This is a genomic window from Paenibacillus forsythiae T98, assembly GCF_000520735.1.
Lineage (GTDB): Bacteria > Bacillota > Bacilli > Paenibacillales > Paenibacillaceae > Paenibacillus_AQ > Paenibacillus_AQ forsythiae.
In genome coordinates this window covers 9,467-34,758 of sequence record NZ_ASSC01000352.1, presented here as the reverse complement: position 1 = coordinate 34,758, position 25,292 = coordinate 9,467, and the positions used below count along the sequence as shown (strand labels likewise).

The window sequence follows — 25,292 nt, the reverse complement described above, 5'->3', positions numbered from 1 at the left end:
CAGGGGGAGCCATGGCCGCCGTGTTTACTTCAGGCAGCAGGCTTGAGACGTTGATTCAGCCGTTTGAAGGTTCCCTGTGGCTTGCCGGATATAATATCACGCATCAGGTTGTATCGGGAACGGCGGAGGCGGTGGAAGCCTTCGTATCCGCAATGCAGGCACAGGGAATCGGAGTGAAGAAGCTGAATGTTTCCCAGGCCTTTCACACGCCGCTGATGAAACCGATGCTGGAAGCGTTCAAGCGGGAGCTGGAAGCTACGCCGTTCCATGCCCCGCAAATTCCGATCATCTCCAATGTGAGCGCCGAGGTCATCCAGGAGCCGCTGACGGCGGAGTACTGGATGCGGCATATTCTGGAGGCTGTAAAGTTTGAGCAGAGCATAGCCTGCGCTGTGGACCAGGGCGTTTCGATTCTGGTCGAATGCGGACCGGACGCTATCCTCGCCGGAATGGCCGGAGGCTTGAGTCACTTGAACAAGCCGCAGGTGCTCCATACCCTTAGCCGCAAGAAAGATAATTGGGATACCTGGCTCGGTATGCTTGGGCAACTATTTTCTCTTGGAGTCAAGCTCAATTGGATGGCGATCGAGCCCCGTCATGCCTGCCGAAAAGTGGCGCTGCCGGCCTATCCTTTCGAGCACAAGACATTCAAGCCTGACTTTGGAGCTGGCTCCGCCGCTTCTTATACCGCAAATGGCAGCGACTGGTTCTATGAATGGCAGTGGAAGCCTGAAACTCTCACGGACAGCGCCCCGATCAATGAAGGAGCGGTGCTGGTATGCGGCGGCAGCCCTGAGATTGGCAGGGAGCTGGAGCGCGCCATGGACCCGGAACGGAACCCGCTCTACTATGTCACCTTTGGCGAGGAGTTCGCGTACGACGGTGAGCGCAGATTTACCATCCGGGCGGACAATGCGGAGCACTACACGGATGTACTGAAACAAATGCCGGGCCGGGTATCGGCTATTATCCATCTGTCCAATTACCTGCAAGCGGAGCTTCAGACCGAAAATCTGCTGAATAACGGCAGCATGAATGAACATTTCTACAGTCTGCTTCACTTTGGACAAGGCATGGTCCGCTGCGGGCTTGGCGGAGCGCAGCTTGTTATCGTTACGGATAAAGCCTATCAACTCCCCGCTGATGCGGGCAGGGGCAATCCGAATCAAGCGGCGGCCGCTACACTGGCCCAGGTCATGGATCTTGAGAACGACGGAATCCAGGTCTCGGTGATCGATATGAACAAGGAAGAGTATCCATCAAGCCGGGATTTTGCCCAAGCGTTGACGACGGCCATGAAGCAGAAGGCCGATGAGGAGTCGATTGCGGCCATACGCGGCGGAGTGCGTTATGTGCGCACCTTGAAGAAAATGTCTCCGCCGGCGGTCGGAAAGAGCATCGAGCTGCATGACGGGGAGACGTACCTGATCACTGGCGGCACAGGGCTGGTGGGCAGCCAAATCGCTCTGGGGCTGGCGCGGCAAGCACGGATCAATGTAGTTCTTACAGGGAGAAAGCAGCTTCCTCCCGATTCCCGTCTCATGCCGGCGCTGGAAGAGTTGGGCGCTCAGGTGATGTATGCCGCCGTTGATGTTACCAGTCAGGCGGATATGGAGGATTTACTGCGCAAGATTCACGCCGCCTACGGCCCTCTGCACGGCGTTATTCATGCGGCGGGGCAGCTGGAGTACACTCCGCATAAGCTTCTTGGCCGAAGCGTGAACGACATTGAGGGCGTGCTGGCTCCCAAATGGAAGGGGACCATTATTACGGACCCTCGTTACCCGAGAGGAGCCTCTGCGGTTCTTCGTGACCCTGTCTTCCGTTTCGGCCACCCGCAAAGCCTGGGCCTCGGGTCTTGGAGATTATGCGGCGGCCAACGCTTTCCTGAATGGCTATAGCTCCTGCCGGATCAAGGAGCATGCTCCAGGGCGTTCCCTGTCCATCAACTACTCGCTCTGGGCAGATACGGGTGCGGGAACGGAATTTGGGGATCTCCTGGAGCTTACGCTCAGAACGCAAGGGCTAAAGCCGCTTGTCCATGACAAGGCTGTCGATGCTTTCCTGAGAGCCCTGGGCACGGACCGGCCTGACGTCATCCATATTCTCGATCTGGTGAAGGGCGGGGAGAAGAAGGAGGACCACGCTATGCTCGGAGCAGAGCAGCAGCCTGCGGTGGCCGATTCTACCACGCGTCCGGTTGTATACCGCTCCGCGAAGGAAGTCCGGGACATCGTATACCAGGCGGTTGCCGAGCAGCTGCAAATTCCTGTCCGCCATCTGGAGGCGGGCAGGAACTTCATGGACCTTGGACTCGATTCACTCGGGGCGGTCCAGGTGGTTTCCAGGCTCGGCAGCAGATTGAATACCGAACTGTATCCGACGCTTATTTTTGAATACCAGACACCGGAAGAGCTATCCGCATATATCGAAGAGCTGCTCGCGGCGGAGCCGGCGATAATGGCTGGTCACGAAGAGAACAAGATCACAGAGGAAAGCAGGAAGAATGACAAGCCGCAGGACATCGCCATTATCGGGATCGGTCTGCGCATACCCGGAGCCAATAATCAAGAGGAATACTGGGAGCTGCTGATTAACGGCCGAAGCGCCATCCGTCCCGTTGCTCCCGGGAGATGGTCTGATGATGAGCATGTGAACACGGATGCCAATGCGCTTCATGCAACCTACACCGGCCAGGGCGGTTTTATTGACGCTCCATATGACTTTGACCCGCTGTTCTTCGGCATGTCGCCGAAAGAAGCGGAAGCCGCCGATCCCCAGCAGCGAATCTTCCTGCAGATTGCCTGGGAGGCCTTGCAGCAAGCGGGGTATGGAGGGAAATACAGCACCCGTAAAATCGGCGTGTTCGCAGGCTGCGAGCAGAACACCTATATGGAGCATTTCGCCAATTACCGTTCCTATATGCTGATTAAGAACCGTCTGGCGGACAGCCCCGTCTTCAACCGGATGCGTCCCGAAGAACGGCGGGAAATTCTCGCCGGCATTTCCGGCGTGCTGGAGCCGGCCCGTCTCGTTCCGGATACGGTCGCCGGCAACGGCCTGAATGAGGTTGCGGCGCGGGTCAGCCACTGCTTGAATTTGACGGGGCCAAGCCTGATTGTAAATTCCGCCTGCTCCTCTTCTCTGGTGGCGATTCATATGGCCTGTGAAAGTCTGCGCACGGGAGAGTCGGAAATGGCGATTGCGGGCGGTGTGAACCTGAACCTCAGCCCGACGCCGTTCGTCTCCCTCAGCCGGGTGACCGCGCTGTCTCCGACCGGAGTCTGCTATCCGTTTGACCACAGAGCGAACGGCATGGTGCTGGGCGAAGGGGCGGGGGCCGTGCTGCTGAAGCCGCTTGAAGCCGCGCTGAGAGATGGCGATTGCATCCATGCCGTAATCAAAGGCTCGGCTATGAACAACGATGGACGTTCCCAGGGAATTACGGCGCCAAGACCGCAAGGGCAGGCGGAGGTGATCAGGGATGCGTTCCGGCGGACGGGGATTCATCCCGAGACCATTTCGTATGTCGAAACGCACGGCACAGCCACGCCGCTTGGGGACCCCATTGAAATTGAGGGAATGACCCAGGCGTTCAGCAGCTTTACGGACAAGACCCAATTTTGCGGAATCGGTTCGGTAAAATCCTCCGTTGGCCACATGCTGTCCGCCGCCGGGGTGACGAGTCTGATTAAGGTGGTGCTTGCGATGAAGCATCAGACTCTGCCGCATACGCTGAATTATGAGCGGCCGAATCCGAATATTGATTTTGAGCATTCCCCGTTCTATGTGGTCGATCAATATCCAAGACCATGGAAGGCGGAAGGTAGCGCTCCGCTCAGGGCAAGTGTCAATGCCTTCGGATTCGGAGGAACCAACGCTCATGTTATTCTGGAGCAGGCGCCTCAGCCATCGGACTCGCTTCCTTCCCCGGCGGACAACGGGCCGCACCTGCTGCTGCTTACAGGCCGAAATGAACAAGGCATCCGGGCTGTCGCCGGAAATCTCGGAGCGCATCTGGAGAAGCATGCGGAGCTTGGGGCGGCTTCCGTATGCCGCACAATGAATCTTTCACAGAAAGAATTGTCGGTCAAAGCGGCGGCGGTCATTGCATCCCGAGAGCATTTGACCCGCATTCTGTCGGCGGTTGAACATGGCGAAGCCCTGCCTGAAATTCACAGAGGGCGTTCGAATCCAGGCCGGGCTACAGCGGTTCACCTTATGCTGGACGGTAAGTTGAGTGTTGGCGGCAGCGAACTGGATGTGCTCTGCGCCCGCTTCCCCGGCTTTGGCTCCGCCTACCGGAAGGCGAAGCAAGAGACGGGGAGTGGAGGAGAGCAGCTCGAATGCTTCGCTGTTCAATATGCGGTTTCACACCTGCTGATTGGTTCGGGAATCCGGCCTGCCGGAATTTTTGCGGAGGGAACAGGCATACTCGCGGCGCTCGTTCTCACCGGCCAAATTTCGCTTGGGCAAGCCGCATTGTTCATCCAGGATGGCAGCGGGCCATCCATAGAGACCGCAGCCGATGCCAAGGCCGGCATGAAGTGCCCGGTAATCACTCCTTCAGGCGTAATCTATCGCAATCACACTGGCGAGCTGTGGTCTTTCATTAGGGAAGCAGTAGGGAATAAATTGAAGGAGAGGGATTTTGCGGAAGCCTTGAGTGCGGGAGAAGTGCTGCTGCATTGCGGAAGCCAACGTGTCAACTTGCCGTTCCATCATCCCGATAAACTCCAAATCCTTAACCTCGCCATGGATGGTGACGCCATCGAGAAGCTTCTGGAGGTTATGGCGAAGCTGTATGTTCTTGGAGTTCCATTTGACCCGTCCGGGCTTGTTGATTCCCGTGAGCGAAAGGTTCTCCTGCCAACCTATCCGTTCGCCAACGAGACCTACAAGGTTTCGTATGAACAGGAGACAGAGATACTTGAACCCGTTCATCCATATAAGGAGCAAGATAAGGAGCGAGCGGAACAGGCGGGGCTCAAAAAAATAGAGGTATAAAGGGAGAGGAACATGAGCAAGGGCTACAAAATCACGCTGACCGTTATCCTGTCCGCAGCTGTTCTCGTCGCTCTGCTGGTCTTGACCTTGCTTACAGCCAGCGGCGCGCTGAAGAAGGCCGAGTATCTCGATCCCTGGAAGCGGGATTACTTCGAACAGTTCCAGGACCCGCGAGTGCAACTGATAGCTCATGGATTATTGGCCGCGAACAGCCACAACATGCAGCCATGGAAGCTCCGTCTGGATAGAAAGAACCCGCTGGTGCTGTACCTTTATACCGACAGTGAGCGGCTGGCGCCGGAATCAGACCCCGTGGCCCGGCAAACGCTGGTTTCGCAAGGCACTTTCTTGGAATATATGCGGATAGCCGGCGAGCGGCTGGGATATGCCGCAGATATCAAGCTGTTTCCGGATGGGGAGTACGATGAACAGCAGTTAAGAGAAAGCATGGATCAGAAGCCGGCCGCGAAGATTACGCTGTCCAGAGCCACGCCGCAGCACAATCCGCTTTATGAATTCATGTTCTTGCCGGATACCAATAGAATGGCCTATCGGCCGGATGCGATCACACCGGATCAAATCCGCAGGCTGAAACAAACGAATACGGAGGAAGACTTGACCCTGTCCATTCTAAGCGATAAAGCGGATATCGGGAGGTTTGGTGTTTACGGCGTGGAGAGTACGGTCATCGAAACCGGACTAAGGCGGATGAACGACGAAGCGGCCCGAATATTCCGCTCCAATGAGTATCAGAAGAATCAATATCGCTTTGGATACTCCTTCGAGGGCCAAGGCGTCACCGGACTAAAAAAACATCTGCTGCAAGGATTAATTACGTTGATTCCATCCATGAACAATGAGGAAGCTTCGGCCAAGCTGGCCGTTCAAGCGGCCCAAACTGCGGCTGGCCATACACCGGCGTATGCCTTGATTCTTAGCAAGGATAACAGCCGGACCAGCCAGGTTAAGGCGGGCATGCTGTACAGCAGGCTAATTCTTGCCGCGCATGAGGCAGGGCTTGTGATGCAGCCTCTGAGCCAGGCATTGGAGGAATATCCGGAAATGCGGCAGGCTTACAGCGAGATTCACAAGGAATACGCCTCGGCGGGCGGAACGATCCAGCTCCTGATCCGTTTGGGCCAGCCGACACAGAATACCCCGCTCAGCATGAGACGCGAGGTTACAGATTTGATTTCGGAATGAGAAATAATGCCTCCTAAAGTGCAGGCAACCGAAACAGTGAGCAGAGGGAGCCCTCTGTTCACTGTTCATTTGTTACATTCAGCTAAATACTTCCGTTAAATTCTTCCTGTACCCCATACAGCGTCCCGTTTCCTTTTTCGGGCTGAGTTCTCCTCGGGAAAGGAGCAGGTCGCTCTATTTCCGCACGACTTCTGCCAACTTCTCGCGAAGATGGTCGGTCACCGAAGCACGGAGCAACTTGAGATAGCGTTCGTAAAGCGCATGCAATTCCGCTTGGAGGTGACGACACCTAGATCTCTCATGCACATAACATTTCTATTAATATACGAAAAAAATACTTAACAACATTAATGCGCATATAGTTCTAATTTTAGTTATTATTTAAATAAAACCAAAATAAGTATATAAAAGTAATTATATTTTAAAAATGGAAAAAAATGATTGACTATTAAAAGAACTGGCTTTATATTAGTCTTAGTCATTCTGGAATATGTACCCATATTGGGTAATTTATTGTTGGATTGAGCTGGAATGATACTAAAACGACATAAGGAGGGAGAGAGTGTTCTAATGACTTCAACTAGTCCAATGTTGATGCTTTCTACATACTAAGATCACTTGCGGAGATATCACATTGAGGAGAAGGAAACAAGTAGCGGGAAGGGAATCCAAGTAATTGATTGTAAAAAAGAAAGGATGAGTAATATGAAGAATAAAAAGCTCATTACTGCCGTACTGTCTCTTGTAATGGTGTTCCCATCAATAGTTAATGTCTCTTACGCAGCCAGTGATAAGACTGAATATTATGAATATATGTCAAAATACACAGGATTACCGGTATCCGAGTTGCAGGATGTGGAAAGTAAGCATGGTGATTTAAGTAAGTATTTCAACATAGAAATACCTGCCGAGAAATTAGAGTTAGCTGCAAAATATAGGAGTGCGGATACAAATAATAAAGCTTTGACCGCTGGTATTGAATTGCCTGCCGCTACCGCTAAGGATCAAGGATATTTTGAGGCCTTGTCGGCTTACACGGGTATTTCTGTCTCTGAACTAAAAAAATTGAAAAAAGAACATGGGGATTTGAATAAATATTTCGGCTTTGAAACTGTAAAAAATGCGGCGGCCGATACTCAGCAAAGTAAAGAGGTTGTTATTAACAGTGATGGTGACGGAAGCAGTAAAATGACTTCTTCTGATTGGAGTTATATGCTGGGAAAAGCGGATAAAGGCGACATTTTAGTCTCCAAGGATCAAACAACATATGTGTTGTGGGTAATCGGGGTAAATCACGGTCATGCCGCAATTGTGTATACCGACAGTGCAAGAACTGTAGAAGCGCTTGGAGATCCATACAATAGTGATGATTATGATATAAGCAGATGGTCTAATAGATACACGATGAGAGACTACTATCCAGTGGGAACTTCGAGCTTTAGAGAGAGCGCTGCTAATTACGCATACAATAATCTTAGAGGGAAGCCTTACAAAGCTACAGCCAACAGAACAGATACAGAATACTTGCAATGTGCGAATTTGGTGTGGCAGGCATATAAAAGTCAAAATTATGTGTTGGATTATGCTCCAGCAGGATGGGCTACCCCAATGACATTTGTACAAGATACGGATTTATCGTTGTGGGCGGGAGTGAATTGGTCGACTGGAGCTCATACTTGGTAACTTGGCACATAAAAAATGACGTTGTTTTTAATTGAATTATAGGATTGTTAAAGAGGGGTTATTCATTAAGATAGCCCCTCTTAACATAGAATACTAAAAATGGGGAAAACAAATATGACCAAAAAAATAATATTTTTAGGTTTAGCTTTAACGGTTATTTGCTTTATATTTTTTTTCCTGGTTTTGAACAACAAATCAGAACTATCGGAACCTGCAAATGAATCTGTTGTTTCGGTTAATGATATCCAATATAAAGTGCTTCAAGATAAAATCAATAGCAACCCAATCGTTGCTACTTTTTATTATGAAGCTCTTACTTCCAAAGAATTGAAAACAGATACATATAATTGGGAAAACAAGAAATTTACTAAAAGCACGGATACATATCGACCGACCTATGCCAACAAGTATGCTATAAGATCTATTAATAATTTACAAAAGAGAATGAATTTATCGAAATCTCCAATTGAATTATATGGACAGTTGTATTTTTATGGGAGCTGCCCGGATTACGAATTGTTTATTTTTGATAGCTCACGTACAGGGAAGAGCGAGTGGAAGGTCATTTTCCTAAGTGACGATTCTGTCAAAGAAGTAGATGTTAAAAAAGAATTGGATGAAGTGCGCCTGGATAGTTATCAAATTTCCAATGATGCGGTGTATCTATTCACCAGAAGCCGGAATGAAAATGACTCGGATATCGTTGTTTATAAAATAGGCACTTCAAATTATGAAGTTACTCAAACCGTGGTTCCTCTGCGTTTATTTAATGTTGATAAGGTAATTGTCCAACTGGATAAAATTTTTGTGAAGAACGATACGCTTCTGCTTGCAACCTCCAGCTTTAATAATGTCTTTGCCGGACAAGGCATTGTTTTGAGGTACAACTTTACAACAAAGACCGCCGAAACCAAGCTTTTGGATCATACCATTCATAAAGTTCTCCCCTATAAAGATCATTATCTCGTCCTAAGTGATGAGAAGGATTCATTCAAGCCAGTTATTAAGTACTATGATCAAGATTTTAATCTGCTTAGAACGAGCAAAATTGAAATCCATTCGCAATATGGCGAGCCTGTAATCGGTGCCCGCGACTATTTCTATAGTTTAATAGATGACAAATTATATGGTTCATTATCTGTAGACGGGATTAGCAATATTAATTATCTGATTGTAATGAACGCTGAAGATGCGCAAATCTTGTATCTGGCTGAAGTCTCCAACAAAACAAGAGGGTTTATTCTTCAGGATGCCAGGTTCCATCAAAATTTAAAGGGAAAATATGTGGACTTAAACTCTTTTTAGATTATGAAAGGAATGATATAAGGATGAAATATACCTCTTTAGTAGACATGCTTCTTAATGAAAGCAAAGGAAACAAAAGTATAACTCTTATCAGCAGTGAAGACAGTGAAGAATGTATATCGTATAAGGATTTATATAAACATGCTTTGAAGGTGCTTGGCTGCTATCAGACTAAAAATTTGAAGCCGGATGATAAAGTTATTATCTATTTGAATGACAATTTGAGTTTTTTATATAGCTTCTGGGGTTGCCTTCTTGGGGGAATTACTGCTGTTCCAATTACAGTTGGAAACGATCAAATGATTAAGACAAAGCTTGAGAACGTGATTCATACTTTGGGAGATGTTCGAATAATAACAAGCAGGTTAATGATAAAGGACCTTAACGACATACAGTCTATTCCTTCTGAAAAAGTAATAGTATATGAGGATATCGATTTTAACGCTAAGGATGGCCTTCTGGCCGACATCAAACAGCATCACACCGCCTTTATACAGTTTTCGTCAGGCTCGACATCAGAACCTAAGGGAGTCACTTTAACCCACGAAAATTTACTTACCAACCTGAATGCTATTTGTTTAGGGTGTGAGATTAAAAATAATGAAAAGACGATCAGCTGGATGCCCTTGACTCATGATATGGGAGTGATAGGCTTTCATTTAGCACCTATTTATGCAGGAACCGATCAAATTTTGATGCCGGCAATGCTCTTTATCAGCAATCCTTTATTATATCTTGAAAAAGCAGTCCAGCATGAAGCGGGCATACTATGTTCCCCTAATTTCGGGATAAAGCATATAATGAGGTTTCTGTCGCTCCAAAAAAATTATCCGTTGGATCTTTCTCATGTAAGACTACTGTTTAATGGAGCCGAACCCATCTCATATGATTTATGTGTGAAGTTCATTGAATTTATGGAGCAATATCATCTCAAGAAAAATGTAATATTCCCTGTCTATGGAATGGCTGAAGCTTCTTTGGCCGTTTCATTTCCTGTTCCCGGGAATGAAATTGAAGTTGTGCGGGTAGACAGAAACTTTATGAAATCCGGAGAACGGGTCATTGTGGTTGATGATCAGCATAGCAATGCTATTCAATTTGTCAAGGTAGGAAAACCCGTCGATGAGTGTAATATACGGATTTGTAATGAAGAAGGAATGGAATTAGGAGAACATATAGTTGGAGAGATTTACATTAAGGGAAGAAATGTTACAAGTGGATATTATAATAACAAGGCAGCAACCAAAGCGTTCTCTAGCACAAATGGATGGAAGAAAACCGGGGATTTAGGCTTTTTAAGTGATGGTCAATTGATTATAACGGGAAGAAAAAAAGATATTATTTTTATAAATGGGCAAAATTTTTATTCTCATGATATTGAATCGCTGCTGGATGATCTTAATATTCCTGATATTAATGCTAATGCCGTATGCGCTATACCCAGTCAAGATAAAGAAGATGTGGTCGTGATATTTGCAGCAACCAAGATTAAAGCAGAGCAATTTAATAATATTGCTACTGAAATAAAAAGATACATTAGCTTGAAGCTAGGAAAAGAAATAGGAGCAGTAATTCCATTAACAAACATTCCCAAAACAACAAGTGGAAAGACTCAAAGATATAAATTAGTGGAAAATTATCTTAATGGATTGTATGACGAATATATTAGTTCTACGGGAACAGTTCAAGCAGAGCCGGTAGAGAGTGTGCTAAATGAAATCGAATACGGAATCAAGACGTTATTCGAAGAGGCTTTAGAAATTGTGGATATGCCTATCCAGAGTAACTTTTTTGAGATGGGCGGAAATTCAATAAAGGCCATATATTTAATCAGTAAAATTAACTCTCAGTACAATAAGAACATGGAAATCAGAGATGTAATGGAGGACTTCACCATAAGAGGTGTGTCTAATTTCATTGATTTGAATGAAACTGGGGAGCAGCAGCAAATAGAGTGTATAGAAGAAAGTGAATACTATCCCGTGCTTCCAGCCCAGAAAAGACTATTTATTTTAAATCGTATTTCTCACTCGGAAACTATGTTTAATATTACAAAAGGATTTGAGATTAACGGTGTGGTTTCTCCTAGCAAAATTAAAATGGTCCTTGAGAAATTGACAGAGCTACACGAAGCATTAAGAACTAATTTTGTGTTGATGAATGATGAAATACTTCAAAAAGTACACAAACAAATTGCAATACATTTTCGGGTTGAAGATATCGAAGAGAAAGATGTACATGCATTTATACGCAGCTTTAATACTCCGTTTGATTTGGAAAAGGATGTATTGTTCAAAACGGCGTTGCTACGATCCGGTGAAAAATCCATTATTGTTTTCTGCATTCATCATATTATTACCGATGGTACCTCTTTGGGATTGCTTCTTGAAGATTTCATGGAATTATATAACGGTAGAACAGTGCAACAACCGAAATATGCTTTGAAAGAATACTCCTCGTGGAAGCAACAATTTAACACTACCGAAGCGTTTAGAAATCAACAAAAATATTGGCTTGATAAATATCGCACCGATGTCCCGGTATTAAATTTACCTTATGATTATCCTCGGCCCAAAGCTCTAAATTACAGCGGAAGCACCTTTAAGACTTTTATTAATATGGAATTGTTCGGAAAAATAAAAAAGTTAGCTTCTGAAAGCCATACAACAGAGTATGCTGTTTTATTTTCAGTTTTTAACGCTACAATCCACCGTTATACCCACCAAGATGATTTTGTAATAGGAACTCCTGTAGCCAGCCGTGGGATAAAAAATGCGGATCATATCGTTGGAATGCTGGTTAATACGCTTCCAATCAGAATTAATATTGATAATAATTGCAAATTTATAGATTATTTAAATGAATTTAGCAAAAATATATTTAAGGATCTTGCCAACCCCAATTATTACAATGAAGAATTAATAGAGCAGTTGAATTTGAAGCCTGAGATGAATAGAAATGCACTCTTTGATGTTGTTTTTAATATGCAAAATATGCAGGTTCCAGCAGTTAGTTTGGATGGAGTGGAAATGGTTGCGCTTGAAAACACTTCTGCAACCACCAAGGTTGATTTAACACTGGAAATCACCCCGCTTAATAAGGGATATGAAATGAATATTGAATTCTCTACGGAGTTATTTAAGGAAGATACCCTTAGAGACTTCATCGGCAAGTATATTCATTTGCTGAATACCTTCACGAACAATCCTGAAATTCGAATAAAAGAAGCTGAAATATTAAATGATACCGAGATCAGTGAATTTTTATATCAGTTTAATCAAACTGAGACCTTTGTGGAGAATATTACATTCAAGGATGCTTTTGAAAGACAAGTTGAACACACACCTGATCGTATTGCAATTAAATTCGGTGAGCAAACGATATCTTATTCGGAACTGAATCAAAGAGCCAATTGGATTGCAAAATATATTAATACAAATAGACAAGACGAGAATAATATCGTCGCTGTATTGATGGAGAGAAGCATTGAAAGAGCCATCGTCTTAATAGGCTGCCTAAAATCAGGCAACGCATATCTTCCCATAGAGCCAGGCTATCCGTCCGAACGAATGAATTACATGGTTAACGACAGCAAGTCCTCCATTCTTATGACTGACAATATTCTTTCTTATAATGTTGACTTTTCCGGACATATTTTAAATATTAGCAATAAGGAGAGCCTGGAGAGAATAGAAGAAAATTGCAGTACAGGTATAGACCCTGATGATGCCGCTTATATTATTTATACATCGGGGACAACTGGAAACCCCAAGGGAGTAATTGTCCGGCACTCTAATGTATGGGGCTACATCTGCGCATTTCAGCATGAATTCAATTTAAGAGAGTGTGATATTGTTTTACAACAGGCATCGTATAGTTTTGATACATTCACAGAAGAAATGCTTCCCATTTTAACAGTAGGCGGCTGTGTTTCTATATGTACAAAAGAGGAAGTAACGGATATCAGTTTATTAACCCGTAAAGTGGTTGATGAGAAAATTACGGTTATTTCCGCTTCCCCTTTACTTATAAATGAACTAAATAAAGTCGCTATGAAGTGCTCTGTTCATACCTATATAAGCGGTGGAGATATTTTGAGATGGGAATATATTAGCAATCTCGTAAATAGCTCTAATGTGTACAATACCTATGGCCCTACAGAAACAACGGTCTGCGCTACATACCATAAATGCAGCAAGAAGGACAAGGATAAACAAATTCCGATTGGAAGACCTATTGCCAATTATAAAATTTATGTTTTGGATGAAGCGGATAAACTTTGTCCGGCAGGAGCAGTAGGTGAGATTTGTATCGGTGGTATAGGTGTTTCAAAAGGTTATTTAAGAAATACTGCTTTGACAAATGAGAAGTTTATTTTTAACCCCTATGCGGAAGAAGAAACAATTTACAAAACAGGGGATTTAGGCAGATGGACCTCCAATGGGGAACTAGAGTATATGGGCAGAAAGGACAAACAGGTTAATATTAGAGGGTATCGAATTGAAACTCAAGAAATTGAAAGACAACTATTAAAGTATGAGCTTGTGGAAGATGCCGCCGTCGTAGATCTGGAAAATGCAGAGGGCGAAAAATATCTGACGGCATATATTATACCTAATGGTGAAATTAAAATAGACACTTTGAAAAAGTATCTATCACAATATTTGCCGGAATATATGATTCCTGCGTATTTTGTGCCTCTTCAATCTTTGCCTGTAACTTCAAATGGCAAGCTGGACAAAAAAGCTTTACCCAGTCCGCAACAAAATATGTTGATTAGTGAAGAGTACGAAGAAGCCAGAAACGATGTCGAACAAGAATTGGTGAGAATCTGGGAAGATGTATTGGGTATTCAAAAGATAGGAATTAATCATAACTTTTTTGAACTCGGAGGTCATTCTTTAAAATTAACTGTTATGGCTTCTCGGATACACAAGGAGCTGGGAGTTGAGCTTAAAATAAATGAGTTGTTTTCCTTGCAAACCATCAGGGAAATTAGCGAACACATCGGCCATATTGGGAAAACGGCTTTTTCTGAAATTAGGCCAATTGAGAAAAGCGAATGGTATGAAGTGTCATCTGCCCAAAAACGGATGTACATGCTTCAGAGATTTGATGTGCAAAGCAATGGCTATAATATTTCAGGCGCACTGTCCATAACCGGTGGAATGGATATTAAACGAGTGGAATACGTAATTGAAAAGCTCGTTTGCAGACACGAATCGTTGCGAACATATTTTATTGAAAATAACGGACATATTGTACAGAAGATTTGTGATGAGGTTGATTTCAAAATTAATTATATCAATGACTCAACATATAATGCACATGAAATAATAGATACCATTATTCAGCGATTCGATTTGAATCAGGCGCCGTTGTTTCGAGTTACAATCATAAGGGAATCGGAAGTCAAGCATGTGATTGTTTTTGATATGCACCATATTATTTCAGATGGTGTGTCTATTGGGGTGCTTGTTAATGAATTTTCGAGACTTTATGCGGGTGAGAATCTTGATCCTCTTTACCTCCAATATAAAGATTTCGCCGACTGGCAGAATAAAGTGCTTACATCCGAGAAAATTAAAGATCAAGAAGAGTATTGGGTAAGTCTGCTGTCTGGAGAATTGCCCGTGTTAAACATGCCTACAGACTTCATTAGACCCGCTGTCCAAAGCTTTGAAGGAAAAACGATAAGAGAGAAAATAGATGCCAGGCTTTACAATAAATTAAGTACAATTGCGAAAGAAACCGGCAGCACAATGTATATGCTTTTACTGTCTTCTATTAACATTTGGCTTGCCAAGTATACCGGGCAGTCGGATATTATCATTGGCAGTCCTATTGCGGGGCGCTACAATACTGATTTGCAAAATGTTGTCGGTATGTTTGTAAACACCCTAGCTATGAGAAACTTTCCTGAGCGTAACAAAACTTTCAGACAATTTCTGGAGGAAGTTAAACAGAATTGCTTGAACGCATATCAAAATCAAGATTATCAGTTTGAGGAATTAATCGATAAATTGAATCTGCGCAGAGATATGAGCAGAAACCCTCTGTTTGATGTAATGTTTACTATGCAAAATATGGATAACCAACAGGTCGATATCCAGGGTCTTACTTTTGAAAGATTTGATCATGAGTATAATATTTCCAAATTCGACATTTCAATTACAGCAGAAGAATTCCAAGGTGAACTGCTAATTGAGCTTGAATATTGTACCAGGCTCTTCATAGACAAGACTGCCAGCTCTATGATCACACACTTGATTAATATTTTGGAGGATATTGCAGAAAATACGGACGTTAGGCTTGAGGATATAGAAATGTTATCGGAAGATGAGGAAGCTTATATATTGGAAGAATTAAACCAAACCTATAAGGAGTATCCTTCAACGCTTACCTTCCAACAATTGTTTGAGGAGCAAGTGCTCAAAAATCCTGGAAAGCAGTCGGTTATCTACGGAGAGCAACATTTAACGTATTCTGAGTTACACCATCGTTCCAACTCGTTGGCCCGGGTCTTAAGAGGAAAGGGAATAGGAAGAAACAGCATTGCGGGGATTATGGTAGAAAAGTCTTTGGACATGATTGTGGGCATTCTGGCGATTATTAAGGCAGGCGGGGCTTATCTTCCCATTGATCTCAATTATCCCGAGGAACGAATAAAGTATATGCTTGCTGATAGTGAAGCTCAAATCATCCTTACCCAAAAACGATTAATTGAAAAAGCTGGACATACATGCAGTTTTATTGATATTGATGATCCTATAAATTATGCAGAAGACAGCTCAAACCTCAACAATATAAATGTTCCTACCGACTTGATCTATGTTATTTACACCTCGGGGACAACCGGAAAACCTAAGGGTGTAATGATTGAACATAGAAACCTGGTCAATATGACATTTGCTTGGATGAATCATTATAAACTGGATGTAATTGAGGCTAAGCTGTTGCAAATGGCGAGCCTATCGTTTGACGTCTTTGCGGGCGATCTGTGCAGAAGCTTGCTGACAGGGGGTAGCTTGTACATTTGCCCTGATGAGATCAAGCTGGAATTGAAATCTCTCTATGCATTAATTAGCGAGAACAACATTAACATATTTGAATCCACACCCGGTTTGATTATTCCGTTCATGGATTATATTTATGAGAATCAACTGAATATTGACAAGTTGAAAATCGTAATTATGGGCTCCGATACATGTCCAATTGAAGAGTTCAAAAAGATCGTTGACAGATTTGGCCGTAACATGAGAATACTCAATAGCTATGGAGTAACGGAAGCTACCATTGATTCGAGTTATTATGAAGCCGAATTGCATCAAATTCCCCAGCTAATAAATACGCCTATAGGAAAGCCTCTGGACAATAGTCAATTTTATATATTGAATAGTTCATTGAAACCGCAGCCTGTAGGTGTCAGCGGCGAGCTATATATTGGAGGAAAAGGCGTAGCCCGAGGATATTTCAAAAATGAGAAATTAACATCCGAAAAGTTTATCGCAAACCCATTCAGGCCTGGTGAAAGGATGTATAAGACCGGCGATTTGGCCAGATGGTTGCCTGACGGAAATGTTGAGTTTTTTGGAAGAGAGGATTATCAAGTTAAAATTAGAGGCTACAGGATCGAAATAAGAGAAATTGAAAATCAGTTGCTTCAATATGAAGGTATAAAAGAAGCTGTGGTTATTGATAAACAAGACGAGAAAGGCATGTCTTATTTGTGCGCGTTTGTCACTGCCCCAGGGCTGATTGATGCCAGAATGCTCAAGGAATATTTGTCTACAAAACTGCCGGATTACATGGTTCCATCTTTTTTCGAGCAGTTGCAGGGAACGTTGCCAATAACCCCTAATGGCAAGATCGACAGGAGGAAACTGTCTGAGTATGAACTGAATATTCAGGGGCTCAATGAATACGTGGCCCCGGTTACCTTTACTGAGCAAAAACTGGCGCCTATTTGGATGGACGTTCTGGGGGTAAAAGCAGCAGGAGCATATGATAATTTTTTTGAACTGGGAGGTCATTCATTAAAAGCAATTGCTCTGGCGTCCCGAATTCATAAAGAATTCAATGTGGAAGTCCCGCTTAAAGATATTTTCAAAGCTCCTACAATAAGAGGAATAAGCAAATATATAGATGCGTCCGTAGAAAATAAATATGATGCTATTAAAAAAGCAACTCAAAAGAAATGGTATGAAGCCTCTTCACCCCAAAAAAGAATGTATATGCTGCAACAGTTGGACCCTGACAATTTGGGATATAACATGTCTGCGGCAATTAGAATTCGTGGCGATTTAAAGTGGGACAGATTTGAACAAAGCTTGCGTGATTTATTCCTCAGACATGAAGCATTAAGAACCTGTTTTGCAATCGAGGATGGCAATATCGTGCAAAAAATAGGTGAATCCGTGGATTACCGCTGCGAATGTAGCGAAATGACGGAAGTTGATATCAATGCAGAATTGCAGAGGTTCGTCAGCCCGTTTGATTTAGGCAAAGCTCCATTGATGAGGGTCAAACTAATAAAGCTGCAAGAATATTATGTATTGCTGTTTGATATTCACCACATCATTTCTGATGGGCTGTCTATTGACATCTTGATTAATGATCTCGGCAAAATATATTCGTCACAACCGCTTGAACCGCTGGATGTACACTATAAGGATTACTCCGAATGGCAGAACGAGATGCTTCATTCGGAAATGTTATTGCCGCAAGCAAAATACTGGGGAGAAGTTTTTGACGGGGACCTTCCCATATTAAATTTGCCTCTGGATTTTGCAAGACCTAAGATTCAGAGCTATGAGGGCGCAGTGATGGATGCTATTCTGGAAGCTGAGTTGACCAGCAAAGTCAAAAAATTAGCGGCATCGTACGGGTCTACTGTATACACTGTGTTGCTATCGGCGATAAACATTTTATTATCAAAGTACAGCGGCCAGGAGGAAATAATAGTAGGTGGCATAACAGCAGGAAGAAACAAGCTTGAGATGGACCGTATTGTAGGTGTATTTATTAATACTTTGGCTTTAAGAAATGTTATAAATCCAAATGAGAAATATGGGGTCTTTCTGGAAAAAGTAAGAGATAAGGCTATTGCTGCTTACGAGCATCAGGATTACCCATTTGAAGAACTGCTAAATCAATTAAACGTTAAACGCGATCCGGCTAGAAGTCCGTTATTTGATGTCATGTTTTCAATGGAAGATGATTTATCTTTCAATACATTGGAAATCGAAAATATTGCATTTGAACCAATTGCAACTGAAAGAAAGGCGGTAAATTTTGATTTACGGTTTATTGCTGTTAATCGTGACGATGAACTTGCCATTAAAATTGAATATTGTACCAAGCTATTTAAAGCCAGCACGATTCAAAGAATGCTTTCTCATTTGATTAATGTAATCGGGCAAATAACCCAAAACTCCGAACTGAATATTTCGGATATTCATTTGTTGACTAATGATGAGAAGAACGCCATTTTATATGAATTTAACAATACCGATGTAACTTACCCTAGAGAAAAAACGTTTATCGAGCTGTTCGAAGAACAAGTAAGCAAAACCCCCGATGCACTGGCAGTAATCACCAATGACAGCTATTTGTCCTATAATGAACTGAATATCAAGGCCAATAAACTTGCAAAAGTATTAAGAGCTGAAGGAGTTTCCAGGAATAGGATTGTGGCCGTTATTATTGACCGTTCGGAAAGTATGCTTGTAAGTATTTTTGCCATCATTAAGGCGGGCGGCGCTTATTTGCCTATTGATCCAGATTATCCGGATAGCCGAATTAATTACATTTTAGAAAATAGTCAAGCAGCTTTGGTTCTGACCCGGAAAAAGTTCTTCTCAAAGGTAAAAGCAGCTTTACCCAAGCTTGATGTGGACAAACAGTACAGTGAATCAGGTGGAGAAAATTTACAAATCATCAACTCTCCCCAGGATTTAATCTATGTTATTTATACTTCGGGTTCTACCGGAAATCCGAAGGGGGTAATGATTGAACACCGTTCGTTGATTAACAGATTAGATTGGATGCAACAAGCATATCCACTATCGACAGCAGATACTATTTTACAGAAAACTACTTATACTTTTGACGTATCTGTGTGGGAATTATTATGGTGGTCAGTTGTTGGAGCAACAGTGTATTTGTTGGGGCATAACCAGGAGAAGGATGCTTCCGCTATTGTTGACATTATTTCAAAACGCCAGATAACTACAGTACATTTTGTTCCTTCCATGTTAAGAATATTCCTGGATTTTGTTGAAGACCATAACAGATCTAATGATTTAAAATCCTTAAAGAGAGTTTTTGCCAGTGGTGAAGCGTTACAGACAAAGCAAGTAAGTGAGTTTGAAGAAAGATTATTTAACAGGTTCGGGACGCAATTAATTAATTTGTACGGCCCAACGGAGGCTACTATTGATGTGTCTTATTACAATTGCTTTGAACAAAAGCTGGGTAGAACCGTTCCCATTGGTAAGCCCATTAATAACATCAAATTGTATATCGTTGATAAGAATAACGCGCTTATGCCCGTCGGTATTCCCGGAGAGCTGTGTATTGCAGGAGATGGGGTAGCGAGAGGGTACTTAAATAATCAGGAGCTTACCGATCAAAAGTTTGTTGCTAACCCGTATATACCTCATTCCAAATTGTATAAAACAGGGGATTTGGCAAGATGGTTAGAGGATGGAAATATTGAATATTTGGGCAGAATAGATCATCAGGTTAAACTGAGAGGATTCAGAATCGAATTAGAAGAGATAGAAAATGTACTGCATAAATACCCCGGAATCAAAGAAACCGTTGTAGTCATGAAAACAGATTCTGATCAATATGAATATTTGTGCGCATATTTTACAGCAGATCAAAATATAACCGGCAAGCAGCTTAGACAGTACCTGATTGAAAGGCTGCCTGAATATATGGTTCCATCTTATTTTGAACAGCTGCTCTGCATGCCTCTGACTTCCAATGGAAAGCTTGACAGGAAGCAGCTTCCCGATCCGGTGCGGGGTGCTTCAGTAAGCTCTGTTTATAAAGAACCAAGTAACACGGTGGAATTGAAAATAGCGGGGATATGGAAAGATTTATTACAATTGAATGAGGTGGGCGTTGAGGATAACTTTTTTGAACTAGGCGGACATTCATTAAAAGTGACCCAAATGATTTCTCAAATTTCCAAAAAGCTTAGTGTGGATGTACCTTTCAGGCAGATATTTGATTCACCTACAATTAAAGAATTGGCAGTATATATTCTACAAAAAGCAAGTGCAAGTGCTGAGGCGATTCCTGTTGCATCCACCCAGATGTACTATCAGGTGTCCTCGGCGCAAAAAAGAATGTATCTTCTGCATCAATTTGATAACACCAGTGTTGTATACAACATGCCCGAGATTATTTTAATAGAAGGAGCTATCCATAGAGAAAAGCTTCAACACGCCATTGATGATTTATGCGCTAGACATGAAAGTCTTAGAACCCGGTTTAATATGATTAATGGTGAAATTGTACAATTCATTGACGAAGGTGTTTCCCCTATCGTTGAATATGAGCAAGTAAAGGATGGAAACCTTGATGAAATCATCGAGTATTTTGTACAACCGTTTAATTTAAGCAGATCCCCACTTTTCAGAGTTAAAGTTATAGAAATTCAAGTTAATCATTTTGCACTTGTTTTCGACATGCATCATATTATTTCCGACGGGGTTTCAAAAGCTATTTTGGTTGAGGATTTTATTCAATTATATTCCGGCCAGAAGCTGGCTCCACTGGCATTGCAGTATAAAGATTATGCCGAATGGATAAATAGTTCACTTCAGGAGATAGAGCTGTCTCCAAAAAGGGCCTATTGGCTGGAACGGTTTTCTAACGAGATACCATTGCTAAACATAAAAACGGATTTTTCAAGACCTTTGGTTCAAAGCTTTAAAGGAAATACGAAAACTTTTAAATTGAACGCATCAGAAGTAATAAGAATAAAAAAACTGGCCAATGATCAAGAAAGCACACTGTATATGGTCTTTTTGTCGGTAATAAATATTATGTTATCCAGGTATAGCGGACAGGAAGACATTTTAGTAGGTACCCCGGTTACCGGGAGAACACATCCGGATTTGCAAAACATAGTTGGAATGTTCGTAAATACCCTTGTGATGAGGAACTATCCATTAAAAGAACATAGTTACAGAGAATTCCTGCAAGAAGTTAAAGAGGTGGTATTGGAGGCTTACGAGAATCAGGAATATCAGTTTGAGATTTTATTAGATGAATTAAATATAAAACGGGATATAAGCAGAAATCCTCTGTTCGACGTCATGTTCACCATGCTGGATGATGAAAAAGTGGAAATGAGCTTTGATGGATTAACTTTAAAAGCCTATCAGGAGACCGGTAAGACCTGCAAATTTGATTTGAATTTCTCTGTTGCTGTATTGGAAGAGGAGATTTCAATTAGTATCCAGTATTGTACGGATCTTTTTAAGGAAGAAACTATTGAGCAAATGGGTGAACATCTGAGGAATATTATAGCGGCCATCGTTGATGATTATACGTTAAAAATCAAGGACATCAATATTTTAAACGAGAGAGAAGAACATAAAATATTATTCGACTTCAATGCTTCCGAATATGGTTGGTCGAACAGTCTAACAGTTCAAGAGCTTTTCGAAGAACAAGCGAGAAAACAGGGCGACGCTCTGGCAGTCGTCTTTGAAGACGAAGCTATAACCTATAAGGAATTAAATGAAAGAGCGAATCAAGTAGCCTGGTCATTGAGAAAGCTGGGAGTGAAGCCTAACTCTGTTGTTGCACTAATGATGGAGAAGTCTATTGAAATGATCATTGGCATGATTGGAGTAATTAAATCAGGTGCAGCCTATTTACCTTTGGATGTTAAATATCCAGTTGAAAGAATTCAATATCAGTTATTGGACAGCGATGTGCAACTGTTAATAACAGATAAGAGCGCGGTCCGTCTGGATGATTTTACAGGGAAGGTCCTGAATATTTCGGATTTAAGTAATTTAAGCCATAGTGATGAAACTGATCATTTGGACAATGTGAATTGCCCCGAAGATGCGGTCTATGTTATTTATACTTCAGGAAGTACCGGGAAATCCAAGGGGGTCTTGATTGAACACAGAAACTTGGTGAGCTTAAATCACTCCTTGAACAAATTAATTTATGACCAGTATCCAGAGCCTTTAAATATTGCGCTTTTAGCCCCTTACATTTTTGATGCGTCTGTCAAACAGATATTTGCCAGTTTACTAAACGGTCACTGTCTGTGCTTAATACGGGATGAATATAAAACGGACAGCCGTATGCTTATTGATTTTTATAATCAACACAAAGTTGACGTCTCGGATGGAACACCGATCATTTTAAGTCTACTCTGTGATGATAATTTGCCAAATGAATCCCAACTCGGGGTTAAATATTTTATTATCGGTGGAGATGTTCTATTGCCGGAAACTGTGCATGAATTCAGAAGAGGGATTGGAGCGAACGTCAATATTGTAAATATTTATGGTCCAACAGAGTGTTGTGTGGATGCTACTGCATTTACGATTGACGAAGATACATTAAAAATAGGCAGCAATATACCGATAGGGAAACCGTTGGCTAATACGAAAATTTATATTTTAGATCACAATATGAAGCCGGTTCCTGTCGGTGTAGAAGGCGAAATTTATATTTCAGGATATGGCGTTGGCAGAGGCTATATAAATAATGAAATGTTAACCCAACAAAAATTTATCTCTAACCCGTTTAGCACTGGTGAGAGAATGTACCGGACCGGGGATTCAGGGAAATGGTTATATGACGGGAATATAGAGTACATTGGCAGAATAGACAATCAGGTGAAAATAAGAGGTTATCGAATTGAGCCTTCAGAAGTGGAAGAAGCTTTATTAAAGCATGAAAATATTAAGCAAGTAGCGGTAATTGATAAAAAAGAGACGGATTCAGTTAAATATTTATGTGCTTATTTTGTCAGTTCAGAATTCGAGGAACTAAGTAATCTAAGAGGATTTTTATCCAAAATATTGCCCGATTATATGATCCCTGCACAATTTATTCAACTGGACCAGCTGCCTGTAACAGCCAACGGGAAGCTTGACAAGAGCAAGCTTCTTGAAATGAAGATGAAGTCCGTAAATACTAATCAATACGAAGAACCGCGAAGCCGTCTCGAAAAAGAGTTGCAGAAGGTATGGTCAGAAACATTGCATGTAGAAAATATAGGCATAAACGACAATTTTTTTGAATTGGGTGGCAATTCAATAGCTGCCTTAAAAATTGTTGCAGCATTGCGGGGAATTCATCAGCTGAATATTGGGGATGTGTTCAGAGCACAAACAATTAAGGAACTAGGCGCCATTTTAGATCTTAGAACAACCAATAAAATATTTATCAGTACAGAGGCTGAGGCAGTAAAATTGCTATTCGATAAATTCGGCATTGTATCCGGATATGAACATTTCTTGAATGAAGGAATGGAAATAATTATTTTATTTGTAAACAAAATGAGTGACGAGGCAAATGATTTCATAAAAGATAAGTTTGAGTATAGCATTTCTCCAAATTATATCTGTATGGCCGAGGAGAAAGCCATTATAGACAATACTGCAGGTAAGACGCTCGTCAATTACGACGATGTTTGCGAACTGCTTGAGCTTGAGAATTTACAAAATTGCCTTGAGGACCCATTGGATCTGTGGAATAAAGCAGAGCTATCATTTACCTCCTTTGAAAAAAGTTTGTTTGTTCAGCCCGTAGAGAAGAGCTATCCAATACTCCCAATCCAACGTTATACTTTGGAATACAATTCAAAAATTTTGGTCGAGATTGCTCTTGAGGAAACTCCTGATTATGACATACTGCGGAGTGTTACGAATGATGTGCTCAAGACCTTTGGATTGCTCCGAAGTAAAGTTGCAGCTGGTGAACAAGGGGCATATTGGGAGGAGTATAGATACCCTGACCATCAAGCAGGAATCTATGATGTCCCTGTGATTGATATTTCCAGCTATGACCAGCAGTCGCAAAACTGCTTGATAAATACTGTCAGAACTAAACTGAATGACAGCGAATTTGGCGGTTTGTTGTATAGAGCCCTGATTCTAAAAAAGGATAGAAGACAAGCAGTCGTCATGTGGTCGCTTCATCATAGTATTTTTGATGGAGAGAGCAGCAGAATTTTGAAGCAAACTTTCATGCAGTATTTGCATAACTATAAGCGGAGTGGAGTAAATGAAATATTGCCAATCAAGGACTACGACATTTTCATAAGTGACATTACCCAAAACTCATTAAGTGTCAGTGCGCAGGATTTAATTTCTGTGTTGGAGCTTGAAAAATTCAAAGTTCTTCAACGTGGTACCCATAATGCAATAACCGACAAAGTTAAGGACGAGGCAAGCCGTTTATTATGTGTAAGCTTGGCTGTTCCAGAAGAACATAAAGACTATTTCAACGAAAATGTGTGGGAAATTTCGTTTGAACTATTTTGCGCTTTTTGTTCAACGTATTTAAACGTTGATAAAGTACCGGCACTGATTTATAGCAATGGCAGAAAGCTCGGAGATAATTACCATAGCTCGATTGGTGAGTATATAGATTTAACTCCGATAGTAGTTGACGTTCAATCTCAGATATCGCACTGGTCAATATTGAAAGACAAAATCGATTATTTGACGAACAACAAAATTAACTTTTCTAATTTGGTTTTGGACAGCGGCAGCGATAATTTTGTGAAGGACTACTTCATAAATCCAATCAACGGAAGACTGAATGATCAACTAATGTTTAACTTCTTAGGCTACAAGTCTTTACAGGAGCAAGAAACATTGCGACATTCGTACAGTGATCATTTGAATCATTTGGCTAGTCGGGATAAAGATTCAGAAGTTCTAAATGGCATCACTTTTAATACGATGTATTCAGAGAGCAACATTGTTGTTATGGTAAATTCCTTGAGTAAAAAAGATGAAGAGCTAATGGAGGCTACTATTACGGCAAAACTATTGGATTACCTTGAACGGCAAAATGTAATGAATTTGGAGTGAGTT

6 protein-coding genes are annotated in these 25,292 nt (G+C 42.3%); all 6 read left to right on the top strand.

Annotated elements, in window-relative coordinates; translation table 11 throughout:
* Positions 1-1,901, top strand: a 1,901-nt coding sequence (locus tag L692_RS30625; protein ID WP_269636729.1) for an SDR family NAD(P)-dependent oxidoreductase, incomplete at its 5' end; no start/stop codon positions are given.
* Positions 1,810-5,007: a beta-ketoacyl synthase N-terminal-like domain-containing protein gene (locus L692_RS30620; protein ID WP_025699918.1), complete on the top strand. Its 3,198-nt coding sequence runs from the start codon at positions 1,810-1,812 to the stop codon at positions 5,005-5,007. The genes L692_RS30625 and L692_RS30620, both read left to right, overlap by 92 nt.
* 12 nt (positions 5,008-5,019) lie before the next feature.
* Complete coding sequence (locus tag L692_RS0111320; RefSeq protein WP_025699917.1) at positions 5,020-6,210, top strand: Acg family FMN-binding oxidoreductase; 1,191 nt, start codon at positions 5,020-5,022, stop codon at positions 6,208-6,210.
* A gap of 705 nt (positions 6,211-6,915) precedes the next feature.
* On the top strand, positions 6,916-7,893 hold the full coding sequence (locus L692_RS0111315; protein WP_025699915.1) for a hypothetical protein: 978 nt from the start codon (positions 6,916-6,918) through the stop codon (positions 7,891-7,893).
* A gap of 114 nt (positions 7,894-8,007) precedes the next feature.
* Positions 8,008-9,198 carry a hypothetical protein gene (locus tag L692_RS0111310; RefSeq protein WP_025699914.1) on the top strand — a complete coding sequence of 397 codons (1,191 nt, stop codon included), beginning with the start codon at positions 8,008-8,010 and terminating at the stop codon, positions 9,196-9,198.
* 23 nt (positions 9,199-9,221) lie between these two features.
* Positions 9,222-25,289 carry a non-ribosomal peptide synthetase gene (locus tag L692_RS28485; RefSeq protein ID WP_025699912.1) on the top strand — a complete coding sequence of 5,356 codons (16,068 nt, stop codon included), beginning with the start codon at positions 9,222-9,224 and terminating at the stop codon, positions 25,287-25,289.
* Positions 25,290-25,292 lie beyond the last annotated feature (3 nt).